This is a genomic window from Bacillus sp. PK6-16, assembly GCF_056530295.1.
In genome coordinates this window covers 2,244,580-2,269,150 of record NZ_CP096511.1, presented here as the reverse complement: position 1 = coordinate 2,269,150, position 24,571 = coordinate 2,244,580, and the positions used below count along the sequence as shown (strand labels likewise).

The following is a 24,571-nucleotide window of genomic DNA, read 5'->3' as shown; positions in this document are numbered from 1 at the left end:
TATTTACAATAAATAGATTAATAGAGGAAGGTGAAGATAAAATGCAGATAATGTCGAAATTAGTTAAAGAATAGCGTATTGCATCCACTCTTTAAAAAAATATTTGTTTCTCTATTACAGTTAAATTTGAAAACTGAATATACATCCAAAATAAAAGATACTACTCTTTCTAAACAATATTTTTATATCAAGATAATAGCATACCGGTATAAAGATAAAATACAAAGATAGCCGTACTATTGAAATTCAATTATAATTTTGTAATTGGAATTCATTTGAACCAAATGAATAACTAGAAGAAATATTATTATGTGGAGGTGCCCCGATGAACCTTGTAATTAGAGAGTTAGAAACAAATGATTTAGATAATCTCCCGGAGATTGATGACAGTTTTATAGTGAATGCTCGGTTAATTCTTTCTCTTTCCAAAGGAAATAGACGCATAGAATATACAGTAGAAGACGTTCCGAGTTATGAAAAAAGTTATTTACAAAATCAAGATGATAATGAAGAACTGCCTTACAATGAATATATAAATAAACCTAATCAAGTTATTTACATAGCACTGTTACATAACCAAATCATTGGATTAATGGTATTAAAAAAGAATTGGAACCACTATGCTTACATAGAAGATATAACGGTAGATAAAAAATATCGTACACTCGGAGTTGGTAAAAGATTAGTTGATCAAGCAAAGCAGTGGGCAAAAAAGGGCAATATGCCAGGTATCATGCTTGAAACGCAAAATAATAATGTCGCAGCATGTAAGTTCTATGAAAAATGCGGATTTGTAATTGGTGGGTTTGATTTTCTTGTTTATAAAGGTTTGGATATTGAAAATGATGAAGTTGCAATTTATTGGTATTTGCATTTCGACTCTTAACGTTAAACTTAGTCAAAATAAAAACCCCAATCTCTCTATATTAAAATTGAGAAACTGGGGTTAAGTTACTTAACAATATTTTTCATTTAAAACAAGTAACTAATTAATAATCCTGCTGACAACAAGAAGCCGAAAATCGTATTTGTCATCGCTGTTGATTTCATTGCGATGCGCATATATCCAGGATCCTTTGCCCCTTTTTGGAAACTTTGAATCGCAGAAATTGGCTTTCTCAAACCTAGGAACATAACTAATGCCCAAGGGCTTATATAACCCATTAATACAATTACGGCAATCCATAAATACGCAATGAAAAAGGCTACCGCTAGTGTGACCACAGCTTTTTCTCTCCCAAGGAGGATTACTAATGTCTTTCTTCCACCTTTAATATCTTCTTCGATATCTCGGATGTTATTCGACATATTGATTGCACCTACTAAAATTCCAATTGGAATGGAAATCAATACACTTTCAATCGTTACAGTATTCGTTTGAATAAAGAAAGCAATGAGTACAAAACATGTTCCCATTAACAATCCAGAAACTAATTCTCCAAACGGGGTGTACGCAATTGGTAATGGACCGCCTGTATATAAATAACCAACCGCCATTCCAATTAAACCGATGACGACTAACCACCAGCTGCTATTCATACAAATATAAATGCCAATAAAAGCTGCTACGACATATAATAAAAGCGCAACTGTTAACACATTTTTTGGCTTCAATCCATGACGGACAATTCCGCCACCGATGCCAACGGATTCAGCGGTATCTAATCCACGTTTGAAATCATAGTACTCATTAAATAAGTTCGTTGCTATTTGCAGCGCTAAACATGCAAGCATCATCGCAATAAATAAAAGCCAATCAATTTTGGCAACATAAAGTGATGCCACTGTTCCTAAAATTACAGGAGAAAACGTCGCCGTTAACGTATGCGGGCGCGTCATCTTCCATATTAATTTAGCGGAACTAATTTCTTTTTCTGTCCCCATAACTCTGTTCAATCTCCCTACATTTTAAGTATAAATTACTAGCAGTATCTTTCTATCTATTTCCTGCCATGCATCCATTCATTATAGCAATAAATGATTATCCTTTCTAACAAATCAACTTTTAATAAGGTGAAAAATTATAAAATGAAACTTTAATCAGTAGGAGTTTTGTCATCCCCACTGATTATTAGTACATATCCATTGTTTTTTTCCGGGCAGCCCTCCCTCCCATTCGCTGAATTTTGTGGTGGGAGTCTTACTGTCCGTTAATGCGGGATAAAAAAGAAGTCAAATTACTTCCAAACAACACCTCGCCTCTCATATTCCATTCTGTATTCAACAGCAGCCGCAATTTTAGGACTTGCGAATCTTTCCGTGATCCAAAGTCCTAAATCAACTCCTGAAGTGACTCCTCTTGCAGTGATAACATCGTCTTGATCTACAATTCGGTAATGAAGAAGCTCTGCCCCGTATTCACTCATTTCATCCTGTGCCAAATAGTGCATCGTTGCCTTTCGACCGTTCAATATACCAGAGGCTGCTAACAGCATCCCCCCTGTACACACGCCAGCAACGATTGTTCCTGCATTGTACATCTCGCTAATCATTTTAGTCAAAGTTCCAAGCTCTGCTTGCTTTCGTGCCCCATGCTCTGCTTTATGATTCCAGCCACCACCAGGTACAATTAACAAATCTGGACGATTCTCCATTCGTAAAAAATCATGTAGTTTAACTGTAACTCCAAACGAGGTAGTAACTTCCTGCTTTTGTTCACTCGAAACGAATTCAACTATAAATTGAGCCCCTTCTTCTATCGCTCTTTTCAGTACCTCAAACGGTGCGAAAGAGACAAGTTCTCCGAAACCATCAAACAATACTATTTGTATTTTCATTTTCGCACACCTCATATGCTTTCTTTTTTAAATTGTAGATATATATAATGATTGGACAATCTCAAAGTGTAAATTGTAAAGTATACCTAGATTATTCAAATAAAAAATAATATCCCACATAGTTAAATACATTTGTAAACCCTACATTTTCTACAACTGCAACAGAAGGCTTGTTCAATTCCATACAGTCCCAATATGGAATAATATCATTCTCCAAACAATCTTTCACAAAACTATGCGCTATCTTTTGAGCTAATTTTCTCCCTTGGTGACCTTCTATCGTTTCAATATCTATACAGTGTATATTTTCAAAGACGAACCCTGAAAAACAAACACTCACAATTAAATCATCATAAACAATGCAATAGCCAATCCCCTCATTGAAAAAAGAATCCGGTGAAGACCAAAACTCTAAAATTTTTGATTGTAAAAAATCAATGTTCTTAAATGTATTATTATTATTTTCATAGAGAGCTTTACTCATTTTCAATACAGTATATCTCTGTTCAAATTTAGGCTCATGATGATTTTCATAATCCTCTTTTCCTAGCATATACACTCTTTGATTCCAACTCTTTAATTTACGATGCTGAAATATTCTTTCGATTGTTTTATTCCACTTCGAATGATTCCCGATTCCTTCAAAGCAATCTAATCCTACTTTCCTCGCCTCAGGTACTATTACATGATTAATAAAACGATTCACTTCTTTATTAAACTCTTCATTTTCAGCATCTCCAATAAAGAAGAAGCCATCATTATTACCTAACCAAATGAGTCCCGAATTAGGAGAAGTCACGTTATCTACAAATATACGACCAGGATTCACTCCTGCAATTACAGCACGTACCTCTAATTGACCTTGTTCATTCACTAAACGATTACACGTATAAAAATCATCCTTGCTTAGTTCACAGATCATACGTTACACCCCTTTTTTAAACTGTTCTATTCTAACTTTACCATTTTTACGTAATATTCTGTATTTTTACTAAGAGTAGTTTTAAAACGATGCGATAAGTAAATGAAATACATAATAAAAAAGAGCCAATCTCCAACACAATAGAAGATTGACTCTTTCCTTTATTTATTCCCCTGTTTCAGAAAATCGCTTTATACGTTCTCCAATTTCATCTCGAACACGTTGAAATTCAGACCACTCTTTTCCTGCTGGATCATCAAATCCCCAGTGAACACGATTCACATGCGTCGGAGTAGATGGGCATACAGCATCCGCATGACTACAAAGCGTAACGACTAAATCAGCACTATTTAAAATGTTTGCATCAATTATATCTGATGTTTGATTTGTTATGTCGATATTTACTTCGTTCATTGCTTTAATTGCGTTTGGATTCACTCCGTGTGCTTCGATTCCTGCAGAATATACATTCCACTTATCTCCTAAATATTGTTTGCCCCATGCTTCTGCCATTTGGCTTCTGCATGAATTTCCTGTACATAAGAAATAGATTGTCTTTTTATTTTCCATGTTGTTTTCCGCCTTTGTTTTTAAATTATACTGGTTGGTCATTAAAATATTTACGTTTAAACCAAAAAGCAACGTTTACAAGTGCAATCATTACAGGCACTTCCACTAACGGTCCGATAACAGCTGCGAATGCTGCGCCCGAATGAATACCAAACACACCAACTGCTACAGCAATCGCTAATTCAAAGTTATTACTACCTGCTGTAAATGCTAGCGTTGTTGTTACCGGATAGTTTGCACCAATTTTTCTTCCCATAAAGAAAGAAACAAAAAACATTACAATAAAATAGATTAATAACGGAATCGCTATTCTTACTACATCTAGTGGCACGCTAACAATCATCTCCCCTTTTAAAGAGAACATAATGATGATCGTAAATAGCAATGCAAGTAATGTAAGTGGACTAATTTTCGGTATAAACACCTTTTCATACCACTGTCTTCCTTTTAACTTAACGAGTACAAAGCGTGTTAACATACCTGCTATAAAAGGAATTCCTAAATAGATAAATACTGATTTTGCTACTTCTATCATTGTAATATCAACAATAGCAACTTCAATCCCTAACCATTCTGGAATTACAGTTACAAATACGTATGCATAAACTGAGAAAAAGAGCATTTGGAATACCGAATTAAAAGCAACTAAACCTGCCGCATACTCTTTATCTCCATCGGCAAGATCGTTCCAAACAATGACCATTGCAATACAACGTGCTAACCCAATCATAATGAGACCAACCATGTATTCTGGTTTATCAGGAAGAAAAATAATTGCTAAAACAAACATAAGTACCGGACCAATAATCCAATTTTGTACTAAAGATAGAACTAACACTTTTACATCTTTAAATACTCGGCCCATTTCCTCATAGCGAACTTTCGCTAATGGTGGATACATCATTACAATTAAACCAACAGCAAGTGGAATAGACGTCGTTCCAACCTGTAATGTATTTAGTCCGTCTACTACACTAGGAAACACAAACCCTAAACCAATCCCAACAGCCATCGCTAGAAAGATCCATAGTGTTAAATATCGGTCTAGAAAGGATAAACGTTTCATTTTATTTTCCAGCTCCTATTAACAACAAGAATTTTTTTCTACTACGGTAGAAGTCGTACAACAAGATGGATCTTCTATTTTATGAACATCACTATCTGCTTTTGTATAAAAGAACTCCCACTCATTACCATCGGGATCCGTTACCCAAAACTTATCTTGTACTGCATAGCAACAAGTCGTGTCCATCTCATCACGCGCAAAGAAACCTTCTTTTTCTAATCTTTCTTTATGTAATGTGATTTCTTTAGCTGTATCCACTTGAAAACCAAAATGGTTTACCTGATTTCCCTTCACTTCATCTCGTACGTTCAGCGTGAAATTAAGTCCTGGCGTCTCTAATAGAAATTTTGCATAATCTGATTTCACTTTAACTGGTAATACACCAAATACCTTTTCATAAAATTCAATAGACTTCTCTAAATTCGTAACGTTTATACCGACGTGAACATACCTCATACCTTACTCCTCCTCTTTATATATCATTAATCAAGTTTTTTTGATTAATAGTGCAAAATTTTAACAACAGCTACCTTTCCCTGTTTTTCTAAAGATACAGCACAATTCTTCTGATAATAAATTATTTACTTCCGCATCATTTAAATCATAATAACTCCACGTACCTTTGGTTTCTTTTACAATTAAACCTGCGTCTAATAAAACCTTTAAATGATAGGACAGCTTAGATTGCGTCATTTCAAAAACTTCTGTTAAATCACATACACACGTCTGCCCTCGCTGGCAAAGTTCATACATAATTTCTAAACGCTTTTGATCCGCCAACGCTTTGAATTTTTTCTCATATAACTGAAAATCTTGTATCACTGTAGTTCACTTCCCTTCATCAACTTTTTTTGATATTTATAGTATATACGCTAGTGAGTTCATTATGCAACTTATTAATCAAAAAAGCTTCCTCGCATCATAACTTTGCTACAACTAAAAAGGACCATTGCCTTTTCAAAAATGAAAAACTACGGTTCTTTTTACAACTTAATAGTTACAATATTTCCGAGAAATGGAGTCTCTATAACTGTTTTAAATTTTAATTTGACCATTATAGAGTAGTGCCCCATCACCCTCAATCTAAGAAAATCAAATACCCCAAAATGAGAAAAATCGATATAACTCTTGTTTTTGGTGCATATTCATAAAAAGCACGTTACTATTCTCATTAACATAAGAGAATAGTAACGTGCTTTTAATTACAAAAATAGTTTAAATCCTTAAGTTGATGGTTGTGGGACGGGCCCCAATAAGAACGGTATCTAAGATTGTATGTGAGGTGTTAGTTCCATTCCAATGGCCTCAGCCGGCGATTAACTCAAATACCGATTTCGGATGACCCCCATATGATGAATTTCGTGTCCTGCGATGCCGTACGCGAGGGCGCGCGCCGTAATGCTTAGGTTGTTGGCTGTGCCCTTGCGGGGCCATGCCTCCGCCGGTAGCCCGCGCAGCAATGTGATCGTTGATTGCCGTACGGCCCGGTAGTCTTCGGCCAATTGCGCGGTTGTCCAGCTTCCGAAAGGAGGTATGAACAATTCCTGATCGAAACCGGTCAGAGGCGTCCGGTCCCCTCTTGCAAACCGGAGCAGGCGGTAGGTCATGACGCGTTCCGCGTCTGCAATGTGGCCCACGACTTCTTTCAGCGTCCATTTTCCTTCCGCATACCGATATGCGGCCTGGCTTTCGGTCAACGATGCCAGGAGCTCGGTCATTCGCTTTTCCTGAGCGAGCAGAATGTCGATGATGTTACCGTCCGGCACCAAACGGATATATTCGCCGGAGCTCCCGGCGTATTCTTCTTCTGACGGTCTTTGATTCATGCGTAGTCACCTCTTTATGTATATATAGAAAATTATAGCACTCGTCTATGTCTAATTAATTCGCGAAATGATAGAACTTCCCTTCTAATAATTGAAGATAAGCAACTATTTAGTCGGTCGCCACACTATCCTGATTCGTTAGCACAATAAGCAATGCTAATCAATGATGCATAAAAATTATCTGTTATATAATATTTCGAAGTTATTAATATATATTGAGTTATTCCGAAACATACATAAATACATTTTGTCGAAATTATTAAAAAAGGAGAATTTCTCTAACTGAAGAATTAATAATTGTGTTACCAATATGTAAAAATCTCAATTTAAAACTAAAGGAGAACAAAATGGGACAAATAATTGTATCGATGTACCTCTCACTAGATGGTGTCATGGAGGAACCAGCTTGGACTGCTCCATATTTCAATGAAGAAGTAGCAAAGTTTCAATCCGATTTACTGTTTGAAAGTGAAGCTCTTCTACTAGGGCGAGTAACCTATCAAGGTTTTGCAGCTGCCTGGCCTTCTATGACTGATGAAGAAGGTTTTGCTGATAAGATGAACAGCATGCCTAAATTTGTTGCTTCAACAACTTTGGAAGAAACCGAATGGAATGCAAACCTTATCAAGGGGAATATTGTAGAAGAAATATCGAAACTGAAGGAACAGCCCGGTCAGAACCTTTTAATTTATGGTAGTGGTGAGCTTATACAGACATTGATGCAACACGACCTCATTGATGAATATCATTTTATGGTCAATCCTGTTATCGTGGGAAGCGGAAAGCATCTCTTTAAAACCGGAAACGATACAAAGGCTTTAAAACTGATCGAAACAAGAACGACCAGTTCAGGTGTCGTTATTCTTTCCTATCAGCCGGAGAAAAAAGAATAATTATTGATAAATTATATAAACAAAAAACTCATCAGAATAAATCCTGCTGAGTTTTTTTATAAGATAATACATATATTAATTTATAAAAATCAGGGTATTATATTAACCAAAATCAAACAATATATCAATCCTTTTAAAGGGTAAAATAGGGAAAAAGGAGATTCTAAATAATGCCTTTAGAAAACTCTATTTATTACATGGGAGTTGCTATTATTTTAGTAATCATCGGTGCAGTGTTCGGGGGAATTATACGTATAATTCGGCATACTAACAATCGCAAAAAGCAAGATTCAGTTGAACAAAAATTAGATACGGTTATTCAACTATTAGAAGAACAAAACAAAGATTGACTCTTTCGGATCAGGAAAAGTTAAAAATAACTTCCAATAACGAGAATAATGTAAATAAGCTGTCCATGTGTACAGCTTATTGTTTTTTTGCTTAGCGTGCAAAATTCGCGTTTTGTTCGCGGGACCCCAAACAGTACGATTTTATTTCAAAGACACAACGATCTTACTACACACTTTTTATTTATCCCACAATCTCATATGCTAGTATTACTATTTTTTATTACTAATGTTGCCGTTTCACTCGGATGGCTAAGGGGAAAATGATGGCCATATGGAACAAAATCAACCTTACCAAGATGCGATGGAGCAGAATAGGCTCTGTCATACTCCCCCCAAATAATGTGAAGATTATACTTTGTTACTTCATTGAAATCACCTTGATCGTTTTTCAGTAGTACACTGTTAAGCTGAACCGTTGTATTTAAAATTCTAGGAGAAGTAAAACTTTTACTTATTTTTTCAATATAATGTTCAGGGATACTCTCCATACTTTCAAACAAACCATTACTTAATAAATAACGCTCTATCAAATTAGTAGTTGCCAGTTTTAATGTCCATTTGTTCATAAATTGAGGAACATTTAGCGATTTAGCATTTTTTTTAGCAACAGGTGGCTGAAGTAAAGTGATTGCATACTTCTTATCTATGTACTCTTGTGCCAATGCTTCCAGAAGAATAAACGCACAGAATGAATGGCCAATTAGATGCGCACCATTAGTAGCTTTCTCCAATAACTTTTTCACTACATTCAAATAGATATCTAGAAGATTTTTCTCTCGTTTAAAAGGAGAACGTCCCAAACCTGGAAGATCCAAAATCCATACAGGTTGACCAGTTTTTTCATGAAGCTCTTGCGCTAAAGGAAATAAATCCTCTCCATCACTCAATAAACCATGTAATAAAATAAATGGTTTACCCTCTCCTTGTAATTGGTAAAGGGTATTGTTATCACATAATGTTCGTTTAAATATATGATTATGCTGGCCATTTTGATACATCATTCGATAATCCAGATCAGCTACTACAGCAGGGAAAAATTTCATTACACTCGTCTTCTTAAACCAATCTCCTCCCATAATTTTTTTCGCTGAAACATTTGAAAATTTTTGTTTTGTAATAAAATTCAGTCCATCAGAAGGAATTTTTGTTATTTTACTTCCTCCACTATTCATAATTGCTTTCATAAATGGCATTGGAACAGAGATTTTTGGTGCCCTCATATTCATACTTTCCGACATAATACTTAATAATTCAGCAATGTTTTGATCGTGCTGTTTGTCTTCAACAAGTGTATATGTTTGAATAGTCGGTTGCTCCAATCTGAAAACCTGCACAATAAACTTCGCAAGCTCATCGTTTGAAATAAGTGGTAACCTATATCCCTTACCTCCAGGAATCACTGGCATGAGCCCTCTTCGCATACTCATCACAAGCAAACCTAATCCTGCTATCTGCTCTGTACTCCCTGTTTTACTACTACCGACTACAGTTGGCGGATTAATTACAGAAAGCGGATAACCTACTGCTGATGCCTGCTGACGGATATAAAGATCTGCTAAAAATTTTGTTCTCTCATATGGATTTTTTATTTTCAAATAATTGTTTCCTTCTTGAAACACATCAATTGCAATCTTGCTATTTTTATCATCAAAGGGACTCATATAACCTACAACATGAATAAATTGTTGCAAGCCCTTCAATTGATGAATGCTTTTAGCTAATTCACTAATATGTTTGGCGCCATTTAAAAATACGGAAGCTGCCTCTTTACTTGTCGCTTGAATATCCATGGGGCCTCCTGCGTGAATAATCACATCCGTTTTCAATACCCTCTCCTTATCTTCAGCACTTAGACCTAAATCTATTTTCGTCAAATCACCTTCAATAAAGTGCATAACTTCCTTTTTTAAGATGCCTCTTTCTTGAAAAAGGCGTATTGCTTTACTTTTCGACCTTACTAAAAGAAGAATTTTAACATCTTCTTTGGCTAATTCTTTTACTAATTGCTTTCCAATAAAGCCTGTTCCACCAGTTAAAAATACTGTTCTCATATAAAATCCCCCTTTTAGTACTACTCAGTACTAATTCGATGTAAAAAAAATGCTTCTTTTATCGAAGCAATTTTAAAAAATGATCTGCTGTTTTCGTAATTACAGTTGCATCCTTCAATGTTTCTGAAATAAATAACGCTCCTTCAAGATTTGTAATAAAAAGTGATGCAACCTCATCAATATGAATCGTATTTCTGAATTCTCCATTCTCTACCCCTTGTTTAAGTAATAGAGAAACTTTCTTTTGTAATCCTGTAAAAAAAAGACCTATTTTTTCTTTTATTTGCGTGGCCTGTGTAGGACTTTGAATATAAAGAGTAATAAATGGACAGCTCCCCTTATACTCTCTCGACTGAACTCCTTGTGATAATTGCTTTAAAAACAGTTGGATACGATCTTCAACTAAAAATTGGTTCTGAGAAAGTACGTCATCAATTGCAGATTGATACATTTCAATCCAATAATCAACGACTCCTTCTAATAATTGTTCCTTATTAGAAAAATGATAATACACATTAGACTTTGAAACTTTGCTTACACGTACTAATTCATCCATACTTGTATAAGCAAACCCTTTTTCTAAAAATAATGTTGCAGCTACTTCAATCACACGTTTTTGATTCATTAATTTTACCTTTGTCATAATTAGAACTATATAGTACTAATTTAAATATTGCAAGTATTTATGTTAATTTTTAAAAAAGTTTGATAAAAAAAATTCCACTAACATTGATTTTACTGCAAAAGAATCTTATTTTGAATAAAGTTGAACTGCCCCCCGAAATTGTTCATTCACTATCGACTAATAGAGGTCACCATACATGTCCATTAACTTAAGAAAAAGAAATGCCCCCTTATTCAAATTGCCTAGCGAAAAAATCACGTTTTAATAGACTTCTTTATCATCCCTACCTTTCTATAGATTACTGGTTATGAAGTAGTGCCCCTATAAACAAAACCCTCCAGAAACATCTATAATCTGCCCTGTTACCCAGCGGCTATCAGAAGAAGCAAGGAATGCTACTGTATCTGCAATATCTTCAACTTGCCCTATTCGCCCGAACACAGATGAATTCGTAGCAAAATTTCGTATTTCCGGATCATCTAGCAATTTCGCATTGATATCTGTCTTCGTATATCCAGGCATAATTGTATTCACTGTTATACCTCGTTCTCCAAGATGTTTAGCTAGAGGAAGTGTCATCGTATTTAGTGCACCTTTACTTAAACCGTATGCAATGGACCCTGTAAAACCAAGTCTTACTTCCGCTGATGAAATGTTAATAACGCGCCCTTCTACTCGTAGTAACGGTAATGTTTGCTGGATTAAAAAGAATGGTGCTTTCATATTTACAGACATAATTTCATCAAAAACTTCTTCTGTCGTATTTTCAATCGTTCCTTGTGTACCTATCCCTGCATTGTTTACTAAAATATCAATCTCTGATGTACCAACTTTTATTTGTAATTCATGCTTTAACTGTTCTACTAGCTTCTTGACACCATCAATTGAATTGAGTTCAGCTTCAATTAAGAATGCTTTTCCTCCATTAGATTCAATCTCACTAATCGTTTCATCTGCAGCTGCCTTATTTCGACCGTAGTGAATCGCAACTAATGCACCGTCGTTTGCCAATCTCATTGCAATCGCACGACCAATTCCTCGACTCGCTCCTGTTACTAACGCTACTTTCCCATCAAGATTCTTCATTTTTTCCATCCTTCCTAAATTTCCGTTTGATAAAAACCTATACTTATATTTTCATGTAAACACCAATCATTTTAAATATAGATTTATAGGTAATTTAGTCCATTCGCTTATGATATTATAGTTATAATTCGTAATTTACTTTATAAAACAAAAATAAGGAGGCTACACAATGCAAAACGCCGTAAAACTGGATGAAATCGATCATAAAATTATGAACTTGTTGTATGAAAATGCGAGAATTTCTGTTTCAGAAATAGGACGAATTATATCCATGACGCAGCCTGCTGTAAAAGAACGTATTAACAAGCTTGAAGATCAAGGAGTTATAGCGGCTTATCGAACGAAATTTGAGCCTGCAAAAATTAATAAAAACATTCAAGCATTCATCATGTTTAAAACGAGCCAATGCTCTGATTTTATCCAGTATTGTAATGCAGCTCCTGAAGTAACAGATTTATTTCGAATTAGTGGGGAATTTAATTATATGATGAAGGTCATGAGCGATTCGATGGATTCTCTCGCTACATTTTTAGACTCTTTAATGCAATTTGGCTTGTCATCTCCTTTAATTGTTTTAAAGAGTGAGTTTGAGGAGAAATTGTCATTCTAATAAAGGATACGTATTATCCTCCGCTAACAGTAAAAGCTTTTCCTTTATGAGAAAATCCAACAAAATTAATGATTAGTAATAAAAAAAGAACATTGATTTTCAATGTTCTTTTTTATATCTCTACTTATTATTTAGATTGCTATTCGAAAAAAGTACCTTAATCCCCTTACCCTTGATTCCTCTGCGCCTCTCTAAACTCCTCCTTCACCTTCTCTAACAACCCTTCTTCCGTAATTAATCGATACGCCGTATTTGCTAATGCTTTTGCCGATGTAATTAATGCTTTATCTCCAAGTTCTGAACGTGCTGCTTCTCTAAATTCATTTGTATGTGCAATTAAATCATCTGGTCCGATTTTAATGTACGGATGAATTGTCGGTACGACTTGACTTACGTTTCCTGCGTCGGTTGAACCGATTCCTACTCTTTCTTTACGATTTACATCTTCACCTAATAGTTCTAGTTCTTCCGCTACAATATCGTTATATGTTTTTGTTACGAGTAATTCATCGATTTCATTTTGGAATTGATGGATTTTTACTTTTGCACCTGTTGCTAACGCTGCTCCCTCAGCAATATTTTTTACTTTTTCTGTTACTTCTGCACATCTTTTTCGCGTTGCTGCACGGATGAAGAATCTTGCTGCAGCGTAGTCAGGAATAATGTTAGGTGCTTTTCCTCCTTCTGTAATGACGCCATGAATTCTCACGTCTGACGGAAGTTGTTGGCGAAGTGCATTAATACCGTTATAGAGCTGAATAATCGCATCTAATGCGTTAATCCCTTCTTCTGGCGAAGCTGCAGCGTGAGCTGTTTTTCCGTAAAAATGAAAATCAAGTGGATCGACTGCTAGTGAAGGACTCGTTGTCGCTGTTTTTCCGCTCGGATGAATCATAAGCGCCGCATCAATGTCTTTAAATAAACCTGCCTTTACATAACTTGATTTCGCGCTACCATTTGGCCCTCCTTCTTCTGCTGGCGTACCAAACACGACAACTTCTCCGCCAATTTCTTCAAGTGTTTCTGATAATGCGATTGCTGCTGCAACACTAATTGTGCCGATTAAATTGTGACCACACGCATGACCGAGTCCTGGTAAAGCGTCGTACTCCGCTAAAAATGCAATTGCCGGTCCTTGTTTTCCAGAGCTTTTTCGCGCGATAAATCCCGTTTTATGTCCAGCTATATTGTGCTGCAACTGAAACCCTGCACTACCTAGTAATAAACTTAACGTTCTTGATGCGTAAAACTCTTGGTTTCCAATCTCCGGATTCGCATGAATATCATGACTTGTTTCTATGTACTTTTCCTTATTTCTTTCGATACTCTCTTCAATTGTTTTTCTTTGTGACGCTACTCCTGTCGCTCCCATTTTTCTTCCTCCTTTTATTTTCACGTAAAAAAGCCTCTTTCTAAAAGATAGAAAGAGGCTTCTGTATATACAGTCAAAATGAGCTTCTTTCTTATCTTTCAAGTTACCTTGCTGGAATTGGCACAGTATTCATAACGAATCCGCTGCCGAGGTATCATAGGGCCAGTCCCTCCACCTCTCGTGATAAGAATTTTCATAAAATTATATTAAATTATTTTTTATTCTAAGTTCATTCCAAGTAAAAGTCAAGGAATTCCTATCCGAATTTACCGAATATCTAAAAATCCTTTTAATACACCAATTGTCTCAGGTGCTTGCAGTCTTGCACATACGTACGGAAATTCCGTACTACCTTCAAACATCATTTGAGATGTAAGCGGTGCGCCTGCCCAGAAGATTTCATCATCGATTACTAGGAACGGGAATGCTTTATTTTGTCTTTGTAACTTTACATTTTTCAGTGGAACTGGTCCGTCACTATACACTGTTATTTGCGCATTTGTACGCATTAACGCTTGCCATACTCGCTTATCCACTTGTTTTGTACTTGGAAGTGAAATAATAATTTTTCGTTTTGCTGCTAAAATATCTTTTAATAGCCCTTTCGTTTCCTCAAGATTCATTTCCATAAACCAGCGTAAACGTTTCGATATTTTTCGTTCCCACAATTGTCTTGATGTCGTGCGATCATACACATTTCCGTGACGTTCTATATGAGCTGTTAATTGTGATAACGCTTGTTTTCTCGAAAGGTTTTTACGCATATAATGGCAATCTGATAATTGAATGAACTTCCCTCTCGCCCTTGTCACTGCTACATTGACGAGGCGATGGTTTTTGTGATCAAAGAATAATACGCCAGGTCGTTCTTGCGGATAACTGTCAACCGTATCAAAAATCATCATATCTCTTTCAGAACCTTGGAACTTATGAACTGTCGCCGCTAAAACTGGTATGTTTTGATATTTCGTTCTCTGCAACATTTCTCTCATACACGTCGATAAAAAGCGTGACTGCGCTCTGTAAGGCGTCACAACACCAATGGATTGCACACCGTCTAACAATCCGATTAACATAATTTGCATTGCTACTAAACCAGACATAATGTTAAAACGTGAACCAGAAGCAGCATCTTTTAACGAAAAAGCTCCCATTTGGCTCGTATCAAATAAAACACTCGCTTCATTTGCGAACGGCTGCAATTGCGCAAGTTCTTTACGCTCTGAAACAGACGGATGATCGTATACTCTATTTTTATAAATAAACGAATTCGTAAACTTCGATATATCTGCATGCATACGTCTTTGTTCCTGCAACATAAATAGGTTCGGATGTGCTTCTGATTTATTAACAGACTCAACAATCCCAGCATGGTAAAACATATCTTCCCCAAGCCATTTGCGAACGAGTTCATGATTTGCCATCGCAATTGGAGGTAACTGTAAAAAGTCACCGCAAACGACGATACGTTTTCCAAGTGAAGCAGCTAATGCAATTTGCGGAACATATGCCATACTTACTTCATCTACAACAACTAAATCAAATGTACGCTCATAAATAAGTGAATCAATGGCACATTTCGATAAAGTTGCGCCGATTACTTTCGCATTTTCAATATATTCTTTTTCTACTTCTTTAATTTTAGCCTTTTGCTTTCGAAGATCACTTTCAATCTCCTGCATACGCTTCTTATCAGCAGATGTTGCTTTATACGATAAGATTTTTTCACGAAGCTCTTGGCGTGTCTCTTCTAAATAGAGTCTTTCCTCACCCCAAGATCCGTTCGTCGTTTCAACTAACTTCGACGCAAGTAACGTTTCATGATTTCGTATATGTTCATGTTGACTATAACCGTAACGAACAATTTCACCAGGCGTCCATTTCTTTTTCTTCTCAATTTGCTTCGTTACTTCACTCATTAATACGTCTACTGCCGCATTACTATGAGCTAACACAAGTACCGATTTTTCTTTTTGATAATGAGCCGAAATAATACGTGATAAATTGTAAGACTTCCCTGTTCCAGGTGGTCCCCATACGTACGTTGTCGGATTGTAAAACGCGCGATATGCCAGTTCATTTTTCGGATTTTTCATCTTCTCAATATGTTTCGGACTGCTCGTCCCATCAACAAGACGCTTTATACGATTACGTTTTAGCTTATCTTTACGTGCTTCTTTCAATCGCTCTTGCAGTTGCTCTAACAATTGCCACGGTTCACTGTATAAAACCGCTTCTCTTATTTCACCTTGTATATAATCATTTAATTTCAGCTCTATTTCTAATCCATGTACAGATAACACTTCCCCTGTCGCTTCCTCACCATCGAACTCAATTCGAATCGGTGAACCTTCAGGTAAGCTTACTTCCGAAATAAGCTGAAATACGTATACTGTACTTTCATAATCTGTATATAAAAAACGACTGTTCATGATAGAAATTTTACTACCACCTATCGTTTTCCAATGTTTAATTTCATACGCTAATGCATAATGCCACTCTTTCATCGTTTCCGATAATGAAGGAGTTTGAGTAGGTGTATTCATCGTATAATCTCCTTCCTTCTCCCCAAACATACTTTCTCACTATACCATATAACACGCTAAAATTTGTAAGGTTTTTATCTTGCTTATTTTCTTAATTTTCAATAATATATTGTATATAATTTTCAGAAAGAAGGAATCTACATGCCAGTCAGAAGAATAGAACACGTTGGACTTATGGTTGCAAACTTAGAAGCATCTATCTCATTTTATGAAGAAGTAGTCGGCTTACAGCTCCTTAAACGCATGGGGCACCCAAACCCAGACTTAAAACTCGCTTTTTTAGGTGTGGAAGAATCGAAAGAAACGATACTCGAATTAATTGAAGGCTACAACTCTTCCCTTCCGGCAGAAGGAAAAGTACATCACATTTGCTTTAAAGTGAATTCATTAGAGGATGAAATCGAAAGACTAAAGAAACACGCAGTAACCTTCTTACTAGGAGAAGAAATCGAAACATTACCAGATGGAACACGTTACATATTCTTCGCTGGCCCTGATGGAGAGTGGATTGAGTTTTTTGAGACGGAGAGATAAAGTGAAACTTTAGTCAGCCCACAATAAACGGGATAATAACTCTATGATCCACATAAGGAGTAGAAACTGATGAATACAGTTTTTATTATCGTTTTTTTGGGTACTTATACCATTGATCTCATGGGGGTATTTGGCAATTTAAAAATGCTGTTTACTTATAGCAGTATCTTTTACGAATGCAAAAATAGCCAAAATACGCAAGCAGTTTCGCATAAAAACTTGCATATTTTAGGCTGTTTAATTGTACTCCTTATTTTGTTAAAGTTACCTGTCAGTTCAATTCCAAAGACCTCAGCTGACGATTAACTCAAGTACCGATCTCGGATGACTCTCATATGATGAAGTTCGTGTTCTGTATCCGCTACACTAGCTGTAGCAACAGTTGCTATCTCAATTTTCTTCAACACTTGACAAGGTAACACCTTCTTTTTCAAATTCAAAGAAAAGTTTTTATTTTTCAGCATAAAGCATTATAACTCAACTGTTTTCATACAAAATTTTATGTAAAAACAGAAAGGCGAGGATTCCTCATATCCCCGCTACATCAATGATTTATAAAATCCTATATAAGAGATACATAGACAAAAAAAACAAGAACCCCTGTACATACAAGGATTCTATGAAATTATTTGCTACCGATAATGGGGCGTTGTGTTAACTATATACGAATATCATATTCATCCAAAATTGCCCTTATTGATGGTACAATTAAAGTCTTGGAGGGGGATTATGGGAATTATTTTATATTTTGCATTTTATTTTGGAGTACTGTTTCTTATAATTGGTACTGCATTAGTTTTATTTATTATGGCTGTATTACCAAAAATCTGGAGTAAAAATCTATCATTCGTAATGATCGGTTTAGGGATCAATATACTTACTATTCCGTTGTCTTTTTTTATAGGTGGGATGGCAACAGATTCTCCTGATAGTACTAGGTTAGATTTTTGGAAAGGATTTTTCTTTATTCAAAAAATACCGCTCTTTTTACTGAACTTTTTATTATTTTTAACTGTGGTGTTGTGGTTTATTCGTAAGAACAAGAAAAAAGTAAACATATAGAATTTCAAAACGACTTCCAATAACAAGAATTATGTAAATAAGCTGCCCATATGGACAGCTTATTTATATAATTTTCTTTATGGGAAGTACACTTAAGGCCATTTTTAACTTAATAGGAGTCTAATATCTCAAGTTTCTTAGCTAATACCCAGCTATTTAGACCTAAATATGCATAAATATTGTAATAAAAATAATTCCCGTTTCTCAATGTTTCCTATAATCTTTTTATATCTTCATAGAGTATAGGCCAACCTTGCATTAAGATATTATATATATTTCTTACTACAAATATGGACGGTATTATCCTTGTTGCAGTTTTAATTTTATTCAAGTCCATTGTAATTACACAGATTGAAATATCTATTCAATTTCAAAAATAGCAAAGGAAATGTATATAAAAAGATCACTTGTCTTAGAAACAAGTGATCTTTTCATTAGATATACTGCAACTTGCTAACAGCAGATAATTGTTATCCTATTCATATGTTCAATAGATATTATAATACATTTTTTAGTTATATAGACGGAATTGTTTCTAATGAAATGAGACCAAACATATTTCAAAAGGTAGCATTAATTATTTAGTGCGTTAAAAATGCAATTTTGAACCTTTCGAAGCACTAAATTAGGTAGATTTTAATAAACTTCAAACTTTGTCTGCATCAGGATCTCACAATTGAGTCTGAGTAATTAATGCTGTCAACATAACAAAAGAGTCCTGATTGAAACAAACTCTTTTATGAGTTTTTACAAGAGTAAACTTTTAAGCACATAATTACATTTCTATTATTTATTTTATCACTTGTACAGATGCTGGTTTCCACCCCTGATTCTCTACCCAATCAATATTAACCTTATATTTTTTATTACTTTGTTTATCTCGTACATTACCGTAGGCTTTATTATTACCATTATTTCCAATAAAATCGAAAATCAATTGGCTCTCTGGAACATCAACAGCATAAGAGATTGCTTTTTTCATCTCACTCCAATCTACTGTTCCTTCTTTAAATTTCATATCAGGTTTCGCTCCTTGCTCTGTACCAATTGGCTTCCATGAAGGATTAGTTTGAGGATCCTTTTCTTGAGATACCGTTTTTTCTTCCTCTTTATTTTCATTTCCGTTCGTTTTTACCGATTTTTCTACTTTTTGTTTCCCTTCTAACTGTGCTGCTTCTTTATCTTCAGTTTTCTTTTCTTCTATCTTTGCTGTTTCTTTATCTTCGGTTTTCTTCTCTTCTATCTTTGCTGTTTCTTTATCTTCAGTTTTCTTCTCTTCTATCTTTGCTGTTTCTTTATCTTCAGTTTTCTTTTCTTCTATCTTTGCTGTTTCTTTATCTTCAGTTTTCTTCTCTTCTATCTTTGTTACTTTCTTTTCTTGAGCAATTGCTTTCGTTGATGTATTAGAAGGGGTAAACAATTGGTATGTCACTATACCAACTGTCACTAATACCAAAGTAAATGCAATATTAAAAATTGCCTTTTGACGACGATTCTGTTGTTTTTCTTGAAATCTGCTTACTTGTCCCATTCTTCAAACCTCCGTGTTTACTTTCTCCTCTACTCTTTATGTATTATCCCTAAAATTCTTAATATTTTTATTAAACAATAGAAATAAACTACACTTTCCATACAGGATTTCATATCATAATATAATTTGTGTTTTTTCAAGTATCTGACATATGTTATTCAAAATAGTTTAATACATTAAAAATTGATAAGCTTCTGCACTTAAGAAACCTTCAATTTTATTCAAAGGTGATTCCAATTACGTCCACATTAGATTTCCTGTAGAAAGCTTTTTAACAATTAAGCCTCTTCTTCCCTTATTTATAATTTTCAAGTTAAATTTCCCTCTATAGTATAATAAAGATGTTTCGTTTTCTAATGGGGTATGTCGTAAAATCAAAAGAGATTTTATCTCTTTTACCTTCTTTTCAGAGTAAATTTCACCACTAGGAAATTCTATTATTCCTAATGTAATCTTTAATTCGCTCTCATCAAAAGTCCACTCTTTATTAAGTTCTCTTATCTTTTGTATAAAGCTTCTTTTGGTTTGTCCTATATAGAGCAATGTTACATTCTTAGCATATACTCTAGAGATTGCAAATATCCCCTTCTTAGAAGCTTCTTCCCTATTATAAAAGTCATTTATACTATACATGCCATACCACTTAATATGTACTGTTTCTATGAATCTCACCTCGTTTTTAGACAACATCATAATTTCTGAATGTTCAAATTATTATGAGCGTATAGTCTTGATTACTTGAATTATAAATTGTGCTTTTCAATAATACATTTTATTATTACTAATTTCAATATTGAAGAAAAAATACAATACTATAGTTTAATTACAAAGCTGTATAAAAACAAAGTGATGTCATTCCACATATTTTCTTTTTTTACAATATCAAACTATCGTGAACAAAATTTTAAAAGTTATGGAATAAAAATACAATGTGTATGTACATTTCTATTAATTGAAGAAAAAGAGTAGAAATTTAATCTCTCTACGCTGTTAAAATTATTCACCTCCCAAAAAACTGTACATCTTCTAGAGATACTAATTTTCTAGTTTTGATGTTTTTATAGTGCTTGAGCGTGATATTATTCAAGTTTTTTCATTGAGAATGCATAAATACAAACAAAACCAGTAATACATCTTTTCTGTACCGTACTGGTTTTGTTTAAGATCATCTTAAATTATAGCTAGTTCACCGAGATTGCAAATTCCGATTTCGGTGCCCCAGCGAATACGATTGTTCCGTTCTTGGGAAGTTCCACATTGTTATTGCCACTCACAATGGTGAAGTTGACGCAAACTCCCTTCTCATCATACACCGCAAATGAACCATTTGATGGCAGCGTCACGGTCATCCTTTTGTCTGTTGCCGCTTGTGGAATTGTAAACCATTTCGCATACCCATTTGCATCCAACGTAACTTTAGATGATCGGTCTACATCAATTGGTTTTACATTAGATTCACTTACGTATAACAATCCAGCCATCTCCATATATTCATTGCCGCCTTCTGTATAGAAATGCGTTTCCGTCGTATCACGACCATTCATCACGGGTACTTGGATTTGATGCACCGCGGTGTTCGGACCTGTAATTTTTCTGCCATCCCAATAGCCTGCTGGGCCTTCCTTGCGAGTAATTTGAGTACTAAGATGTTTCGACTGAACAAGATATTGAATAGAACTAAATTTCTCGTTTACACGATAAAACTTGACACCTTCCCTCTTTGCCCATGCAGCAGCGGTTTTCTTCGAAAGCACGTTATCTTCTAGTTTCTCAGCTAAATAGTGGGTCATCACACTTTGCCCTAAACCTGGATGAGATTTATATGCGCCCTCCTTCAAATAAGTTCTTCCATTCTTCTCGGTTACGAAGTTGAACTTGGAAGTACCCCCCTCATTAATAAAGCTTCCATCAGCAGTATATACATATTTTTCTTCTGAATTAGATGGTAAGAATAGCTCACCGTTCTTCGTAATTTCAATCTTGAAATGAGTTTCGCTATTACCATAAAATCCAGCTTTCTTTGCTACGCCTTGAGGCATTTTGACTTTGACCGGCTTACCAAAGGATTTGTTCGGCTTGATTTCCTTAATCGTACCTTTTTCTTTAAGCGTAGCGAGCAGCAATTCAGTTGCCATTAGCTGATTTGTAGAGCTCCGTCCACCAGATGTCAATACAGCCGCTGCTATTTTCTGTTCCGGAAGCACGACTAATATAGCATGTTGCAATGCCGTATCGCCGCCCTTAGCCAAAGCTTTGATCCCATATTCACTGAATGGGTATAGTTTCACACTATCCCAGCCAAGACCATAGTTAAAAATATTCTCGCCAGCCCCCGGCCACATTCCTTTTTTATATTCCTCTTGCTCCATTGCCTTAACTACCTTATCAGAGAGGATTCCTTTTCCCTGTCCCATAAATAGTTGTGAGAATCGCACCATATCTTCTGCCGTGGAAGATATACCTCCCGTACCAATAACATTCACCGATTCAATTGGAAGTTGCCCTTGGTACGCCGGGTAATATAGTCCAGCCCGATTTTCATCCCTCCATTTGTCCTGCGGCGTTTTCGTATGATTCATTTTTAAAGGCCCTGTAAAGTTTTGATGTAGAAATTCAGTAAAGCTCATACTACTAACTCTTTCCACCAAAATTTCGGCCAGCGTAAAACCATCGTTACAATATACCGAGAAAGCACCAGGGTCCGCCTTCAAGTTTTGATTTGACAATTGCTGTAACAAGGTATCATGGGCATAGGTATCATTATCGTTAAATAAAAATGCATTACCTAACGTAGAACCTTGCAATCCAGAGGAGTGATTCAATAACATACGCGGTGTAATACGTTTGTATCGACCGTCCTTCATCTTAAAATCAGGAACATAGCGGACAACAGGAGCATCCAAATCGACTTTTCCTTCATCGACCAATTTCATTACAGCCGCTGTTGCATACATTTTACTAACTGAACCAATCCCGTATAAAGTATCTTTGGTTAGCGGCTTTTCCCCTTCCATATCGTTCTTGCCAGCCTGACCCGACAAAATAAGTTTTCCATTATCAATTAGTGCATACTGCACGCTAGCTGCCCCATGGGACTTCGTAAGTAGCTCCGCCTTCTCTGCTGCAATCTTCTTCAGTTCCTGACTAACTACTTCTTCACCAGTCACAACAGTAGTCTTACTTTCAGAAAGTGCTTTCGCTCCTGTTGGTAGAATCATAGTTACCGCTAATGCAGTGGCTAACACACCAGTTAGCTTATTTTTCATCACGAAATTACCTCCTTAAATAATTGATCGTTTTCATCATTCATTTGTGTAACTATGAAACTATGATAAATTTTACCCGTTTTTACTTTTAGACTACTTGCTAAATTCAGCAAGTAAAATATTTTTAAAAGGATCAGGAGTATCAGCTTTAAGGCTGTTCAAATTGACTGCCAATGTATGCTTGCCTCCAAGTGTGCCTCCAGCAAAAGTTAAAAAGCCAGGAATGGTTCCTCCATGCCCCCATATCGATTCACCGTTTGAAAGCTTCATTTTGAAAATTCCAAGCCCGGAATCACCAAGCTCATCTACTCCTGTAGGTACTGTTGTAAGCATTTGCTTTAGTTGCTGTTCTTTCAATAACTTGCCCCCAAGTAAATAAGAAAAGAATTTGTTTAAATCATCAGCTGTAGAAATCATATCTCCGGCCGAGCTCCCCATACTTGGGTTATAATAAGTAACATCTTTTGGCTCACTTGCTCCGTCTAATTGGATATATCCACGGGCATGCTTGGTTCCTGGAATGACGCTTGAATTTCCAGGTAAGAATGTATTCGCTAATTCAAGTGGTTCAATAATTCGATTTTCAATCTCTTCCGCATAGCTGTTCCCAGTTACTTTTTCAATAAGAATTCCTAGTAATACATATCCTGTATTTGAATACGACCAGCTCTTTCCTGGGGCAAAATCTGGAGGCATGGATATTCCCATCTTTACTAATCCTTCAGCAGTATAAGATTTTTTTGTATCCATCATATTAAAATCCTTTGACCTTGTGTAATTAGCGATACCACTTGTGTGATTCAATAATTGGCGGATAGTAATCTGTTTATCATCATATCCATTTCCTTGAATGACACCAGGCAACCATTTTTCAATAGAATCGTCTAAATTCAAGCGGTTTTCTCCTGCTAATTGAAGTACAACTATTGCAGTGAACGTCTTTGTCACGCTGCCAATTCGAAATCGAAAATCTGTTTTCATTGGTTTCTTGGTACTTAGATCCGCTACACCAGCCGCATAACTCCATGTTTTTCCACCCTTGGAAGTTTTAGCGAGTATCCCTGGATATCCAAGTTTCAAGGTATCCTGCATGGCCTCTTTGACGGAATTTCGATCTCTTTGGTTGCTTGTTTGTAACGAACTAGATACATTTTGAATGGACTCCGCTTTTACACTTGAGGTTGGAGTTGTATAAAACAGGGAACCTCCAGTTATTAAAAGGGCTAAACCTGTACATGTAATTTGGCGATGCTTTTTCATCAAAATATTCCTCTCCCCTATTCATATTGTATAAATGGTTATTTGCTGTTTGGAACTAATCACATGGCTTTCTGACCTAAAAAATAGTCTATCCTTTGTTTGAGGTGTATGTTAACTTTTGTAATGTCTCTTTTCCTCCAAACAAGTCTTATTAATTGATTTGTTTTTTTATAGAAATATATAGTATTTTTTCTCCTCTCACTCTTCTTTACATTTTCATCTTA

The 24,571-nt window shown here is 35.6% G+C and carries 24 protein-coding genes and 1 riboswitch; of the genes, 7 read left to right on the top strand and 17 right to left on the bottom strand.

Going from position 1 to position 24,571, the window contains the following annotated elements; all coding sequences use genetic code 11:
- Positions 1-325: 325 nt before the first annotated feature.
- A complete protein-coding gene (gene satA, locus M1D66_RS11675; protein WP_086385013.1) occupies positions 326-886 on the top strand; it encodes a streptothricin N-acetyltransferase SatA in 561 nt (186 codons plus the stop codon).
- Between the two features lie 86 nt (positions 887-972).
- Here satA and menA read toward each other — a convergent pair whose 3' ends face one another.
- The 8 genes from menA to M1D66_RS11635 form a co-directional block, all read right to left on the bottom strand.
- Positions 973-1,884: a 1,4-dihydroxy-2-naphthoate polyprenyltransferase gene (menA, locus tag M1D66_RS11670; RefSeq protein WP_000536369.1), complete on the bottom strand. Its 912-nt coding sequence runs from the start codon at positions 1,882-1,884 to the stop codon at positions 973-975.
- Between the two features lie 293 nt (positions 1,885-2,177).
- On the bottom strand, positions 2,178-2,777 hold the full coding sequence (locus M1D66_RS11665; RefSeq protein WP_017673637.1) for a DJ-1/PfpI family protein: 600 nt from the start codon (positions 2,775-2,777) through the stop codon (positions 2,178-2,180).
- Positions 2,778-2,868: 91 nt separating this feature from the next.
- Positions 2,869-3,699: a GNAT family N-acetyltransferase gene (locus M1D66_RS11660; RefSeq protein WP_153595430.1), complete on the bottom strand. Its 831-nt coding sequence runs from the start codon at positions 3,697-3,699 to the stop codon at positions 2,869-2,871.
- A 165-nt stretch (positions 3,700-3,864) separates the two neighbouring features.
- A complete protein-coding gene (arsC, locus tag M1D66_RS11655; protein ID WP_149214817.1) occupies positions 3,865-4,269 on the bottom strand; it encodes an arsenate reductase (thioredoxin) in 405 nt (134 codons plus the stop codon).
- A gap of 25 nt (positions 4,270-4,294) precedes the next feature.
- Complete coding sequence (gene arsB, locus M1D66_RS11650; RefSeq protein WP_153595429.1) at positions 4,295-5,335, bottom strand: ACR3 family arsenite efflux transporter; 1,041 nt, start codon at positions 5,333-5,335, stop codon at positions 4,295-4,297.
- An 18-nt stretch (positions 5,336-5,353) separates the two neighbouring features.
- A complete protein-coding gene (locus M1D66_RS11645) occupies positions 5,354-5,791 on the bottom strand; it encodes an ArsI/CadI family heavy metal resistance metalloenzyme (RefSeq protein ID WP_001271001.1) in 438 nt (145 codons plus the stop codon).
- 60 nt (positions 5,792-5,851) lie between these two features.
- Entirely contained in the window at positions 5,852-6,157 is a 306-nt protein-coding gene (arsR, locus tag M1D66_RS11640; RefSeq protein ID WP_012593272.1) for an arsenical resistance operon transcriptional regulator ArsR, read from the bottom strand.
- 494 nt (positions 6,158-6,651) lie between these two features.
- Positions 6,652-7,161, bottom strand: a complete 510-nt coding sequence (locus M1D66_RS11635; protein WP_001076321.1) for a DinB family protein — start codon at positions 7,159-7,161, stop codon at positions 6,652-6,654.
- 347 nt (positions 7,162-7,508) lie between these two features.
- Here M1D66_RS11635 and M1D66_RS11630 point away from each other — a divergent pair, with 347 nt between their 5' ends.
- Positions 7,509-8,054: a dihydrofolate reductase family protein gene (locus tag M1D66_RS11630; RefSeq protein WP_000529754.1), complete on the top strand. Its 546-nt coding sequence runs from the start codon at positions 7,509-7,511 to the stop codon at positions 8,052-8,054.
- 170 nt (positions 8,055-8,224) lie between these two features.
- Entirely contained in the window at positions 8,225-8,404 is a 180-nt protein-coding gene (locus tag M1D66_RS11625; RefSeq protein WP_001127750.1) for a DUF4083 family protein, read from the top strand.
- Between the two features lie 194 nt (positions 8,405-8,598).
- Here M1D66_RS11625 and M1D66_RS11620 read toward each other — a convergent pair whose 3' ends face one another.
- From M1D66_RS11620 to M1D66_RS11610, 3 genes are all read right to left on the bottom strand, one after another.
- Positions 8,599-10,455: an alpha/beta fold hydrolase gene (locus M1D66_RS11620; RefSeq protein WP_242555146.1), complete on the bottom strand. Its 1,857-nt coding sequence runs from the start codon at positions 10,453-10,455 to the stop codon at positions 8,599-8,601.
- 58 nt (positions 10,456-10,513) lie between these two features.
- Positions 10,514-11,080, bottom strand: coding sequence for a TetR/AcrR family transcriptional regulator (locus tag M1D66_RS11615; RefSeq protein WP_001072302.1), 567 nt, complete (start codon positions 11,078-11,080; stop codon positions 10,514-10,516).
- A 321-nt stretch (positions 11,081-11,401) separates the two neighbouring features.
- The gene (locus tag M1D66_RS11610) at positions 11,402-12,166 is read right to left on the bottom strand and encodes an SDR family oxidoreductase (RefSeq protein ID WP_000792662.1); all 765 of its coding nucleotides are present in this window, start codon (positions 12,164-12,166) and stop codon (positions 11,402-11,404) included.
- Between the two features lie 169 nt (positions 12,167-12,335).
- Here M1D66_RS11610 and M1D66_RS11605 point away from each other — a divergent pair, with 169 nt between their 5' ends.
- Positions 12,336-12,776, top strand: coding sequence for an Lrp/AsnC family transcriptional regulator (locus M1D66_RS11605; protein ID WP_001178564.1), 441 nt, complete (start codon positions 12,336-12,338; stop codon positions 12,774-12,776).
- Between the two features lie 166 nt (positions 12,777-12,942).
- On the opposite strand, the gene M1D66_RS11600 is transcribed toward M1D66_RS11605, so the two are convergent.
- Together M1D66_RS11600 and M1D66_RS11595 are read right to left on the bottom strand one after the other, a co-directional pair.
- Positions 12,943-14,148, bottom strand: coding sequence for a M20 family metallopeptidase (locus tag M1D66_RS11600; RefSeq protein WP_000501358.1), 1,206 nt, complete (start codon positions 14,146-14,148; stop codon positions 12,943-12,945).
- A gap of 88 nt (positions 14,149-14,236) precedes the next feature.
- Positions 14,237-14,338, bottom strand: a riboswitch (SAM riboswitch).
- A gap of 76 nt (positions 14,339-14,414) precedes the next feature.
- Positions 14,415-16,724, bottom strand: a complete 2,310-nt coding sequence (locus M1D66_RS11595) for an AAA domain-containing protein (protein ID WP_242555145.1) — start codon at positions 16,722-16,724, stop codon at positions 14,415-14,417.
- A 111-nt stretch (positions 16,725-16,835) separates the two neighbouring features.
- On the opposite strand from M1D66_RS11595, the gene M1D66_RS11590 reads away from it, so the two are divergent.
- The 3 genes from M1D66_RS11590 to M1D66_RS11580 all read left to right on the top strand — a co-directional run bounded on the left by M1D66_RS11590 (position 16,836) and on the right by M1D66_RS11580 (position 18,290).
- Positions 16,836-17,228, top strand: coding sequence for a VOC family protein (locus M1D66_RS11590; RefSeq protein ID WP_001145270.1), 393 nt, complete (start codon positions 16,836-16,838; stop codon positions 17,226-17,228).
- A 69-nt stretch (positions 17,229-17,297) separates the two neighbouring features.
- A complete protein-coding gene (locus M1D66_RS11585) occupies positions 17,298-17,534 on the top strand; it encodes a hypothetical protein (RefSeq protein ID WP_001098753.1) in 237 nt (78 codons plus the stop codon).
- 423 nt (positions 17,535-17,957) lie between these two features.
- Positions 17,958-18,290 carry a hypothetical protein gene (locus M1D66_RS11580; RefSeq protein WP_242555144.1) on the top strand — a complete coding sequence of 111 codons (333 nt, stop codon included), beginning with the start codon at positions 17,958-17,960 and terminating at the stop codon, positions 18,288-18,290.
- Positions 18,291-19,080: 790 nt separating this feature from the next.
- Here M1D66_RS11580 and M1D66_RS11575 read toward each other — a convergent pair.
- From M1D66_RS11575 to M1D66_RS11560, 4 genes are all read right to left on the bottom strand, one after another.
- A complete protein-coding gene (locus M1D66_RS11575; protein ID WP_086385019.1) occupies positions 19,081-19,821 on the bottom strand; it encodes a YrrS family protein in 741 nt (246 codons plus the stop codon).
- A 237-nt stretch (positions 19,822-20,058) separates the two neighbouring features.
- A complete protein-coding gene (locus M1D66_RS11570; protein WP_041184036.1) occupies positions 20,059-20,493 on the bottom strand; it encodes a hypothetical protein in 435 nt (144 codons plus the stop codon).
- A 509-nt stretch (positions 20,494-21,002) separates the two neighbouring features.
- A complete protein-coding gene (locus M1D66_RS11565) occupies positions 21,003-23,087 on the bottom strand; it encodes a serine hydrolase domain-containing protein (RefSeq protein WP_242555198.1) in 2,085 nt (694 codons plus the stop codon).
- A 93-nt stretch (positions 23,088-23,180) separates the two neighbouring features.
- Positions 23,181-24,347 carry a serine hydrolase domain-containing protein gene (locus tag M1D66_RS11560; protein WP_086385021.1) on the bottom strand — a complete coding sequence of 389 codons (1,167 nt, stop codon included), beginning with the start codon at positions 24,345-24,347 and terminating at the stop codon, positions 23,181-23,183.
- Between the last annotated feature and the right edge of the window lie 224 nt (positions 24,348-24,571).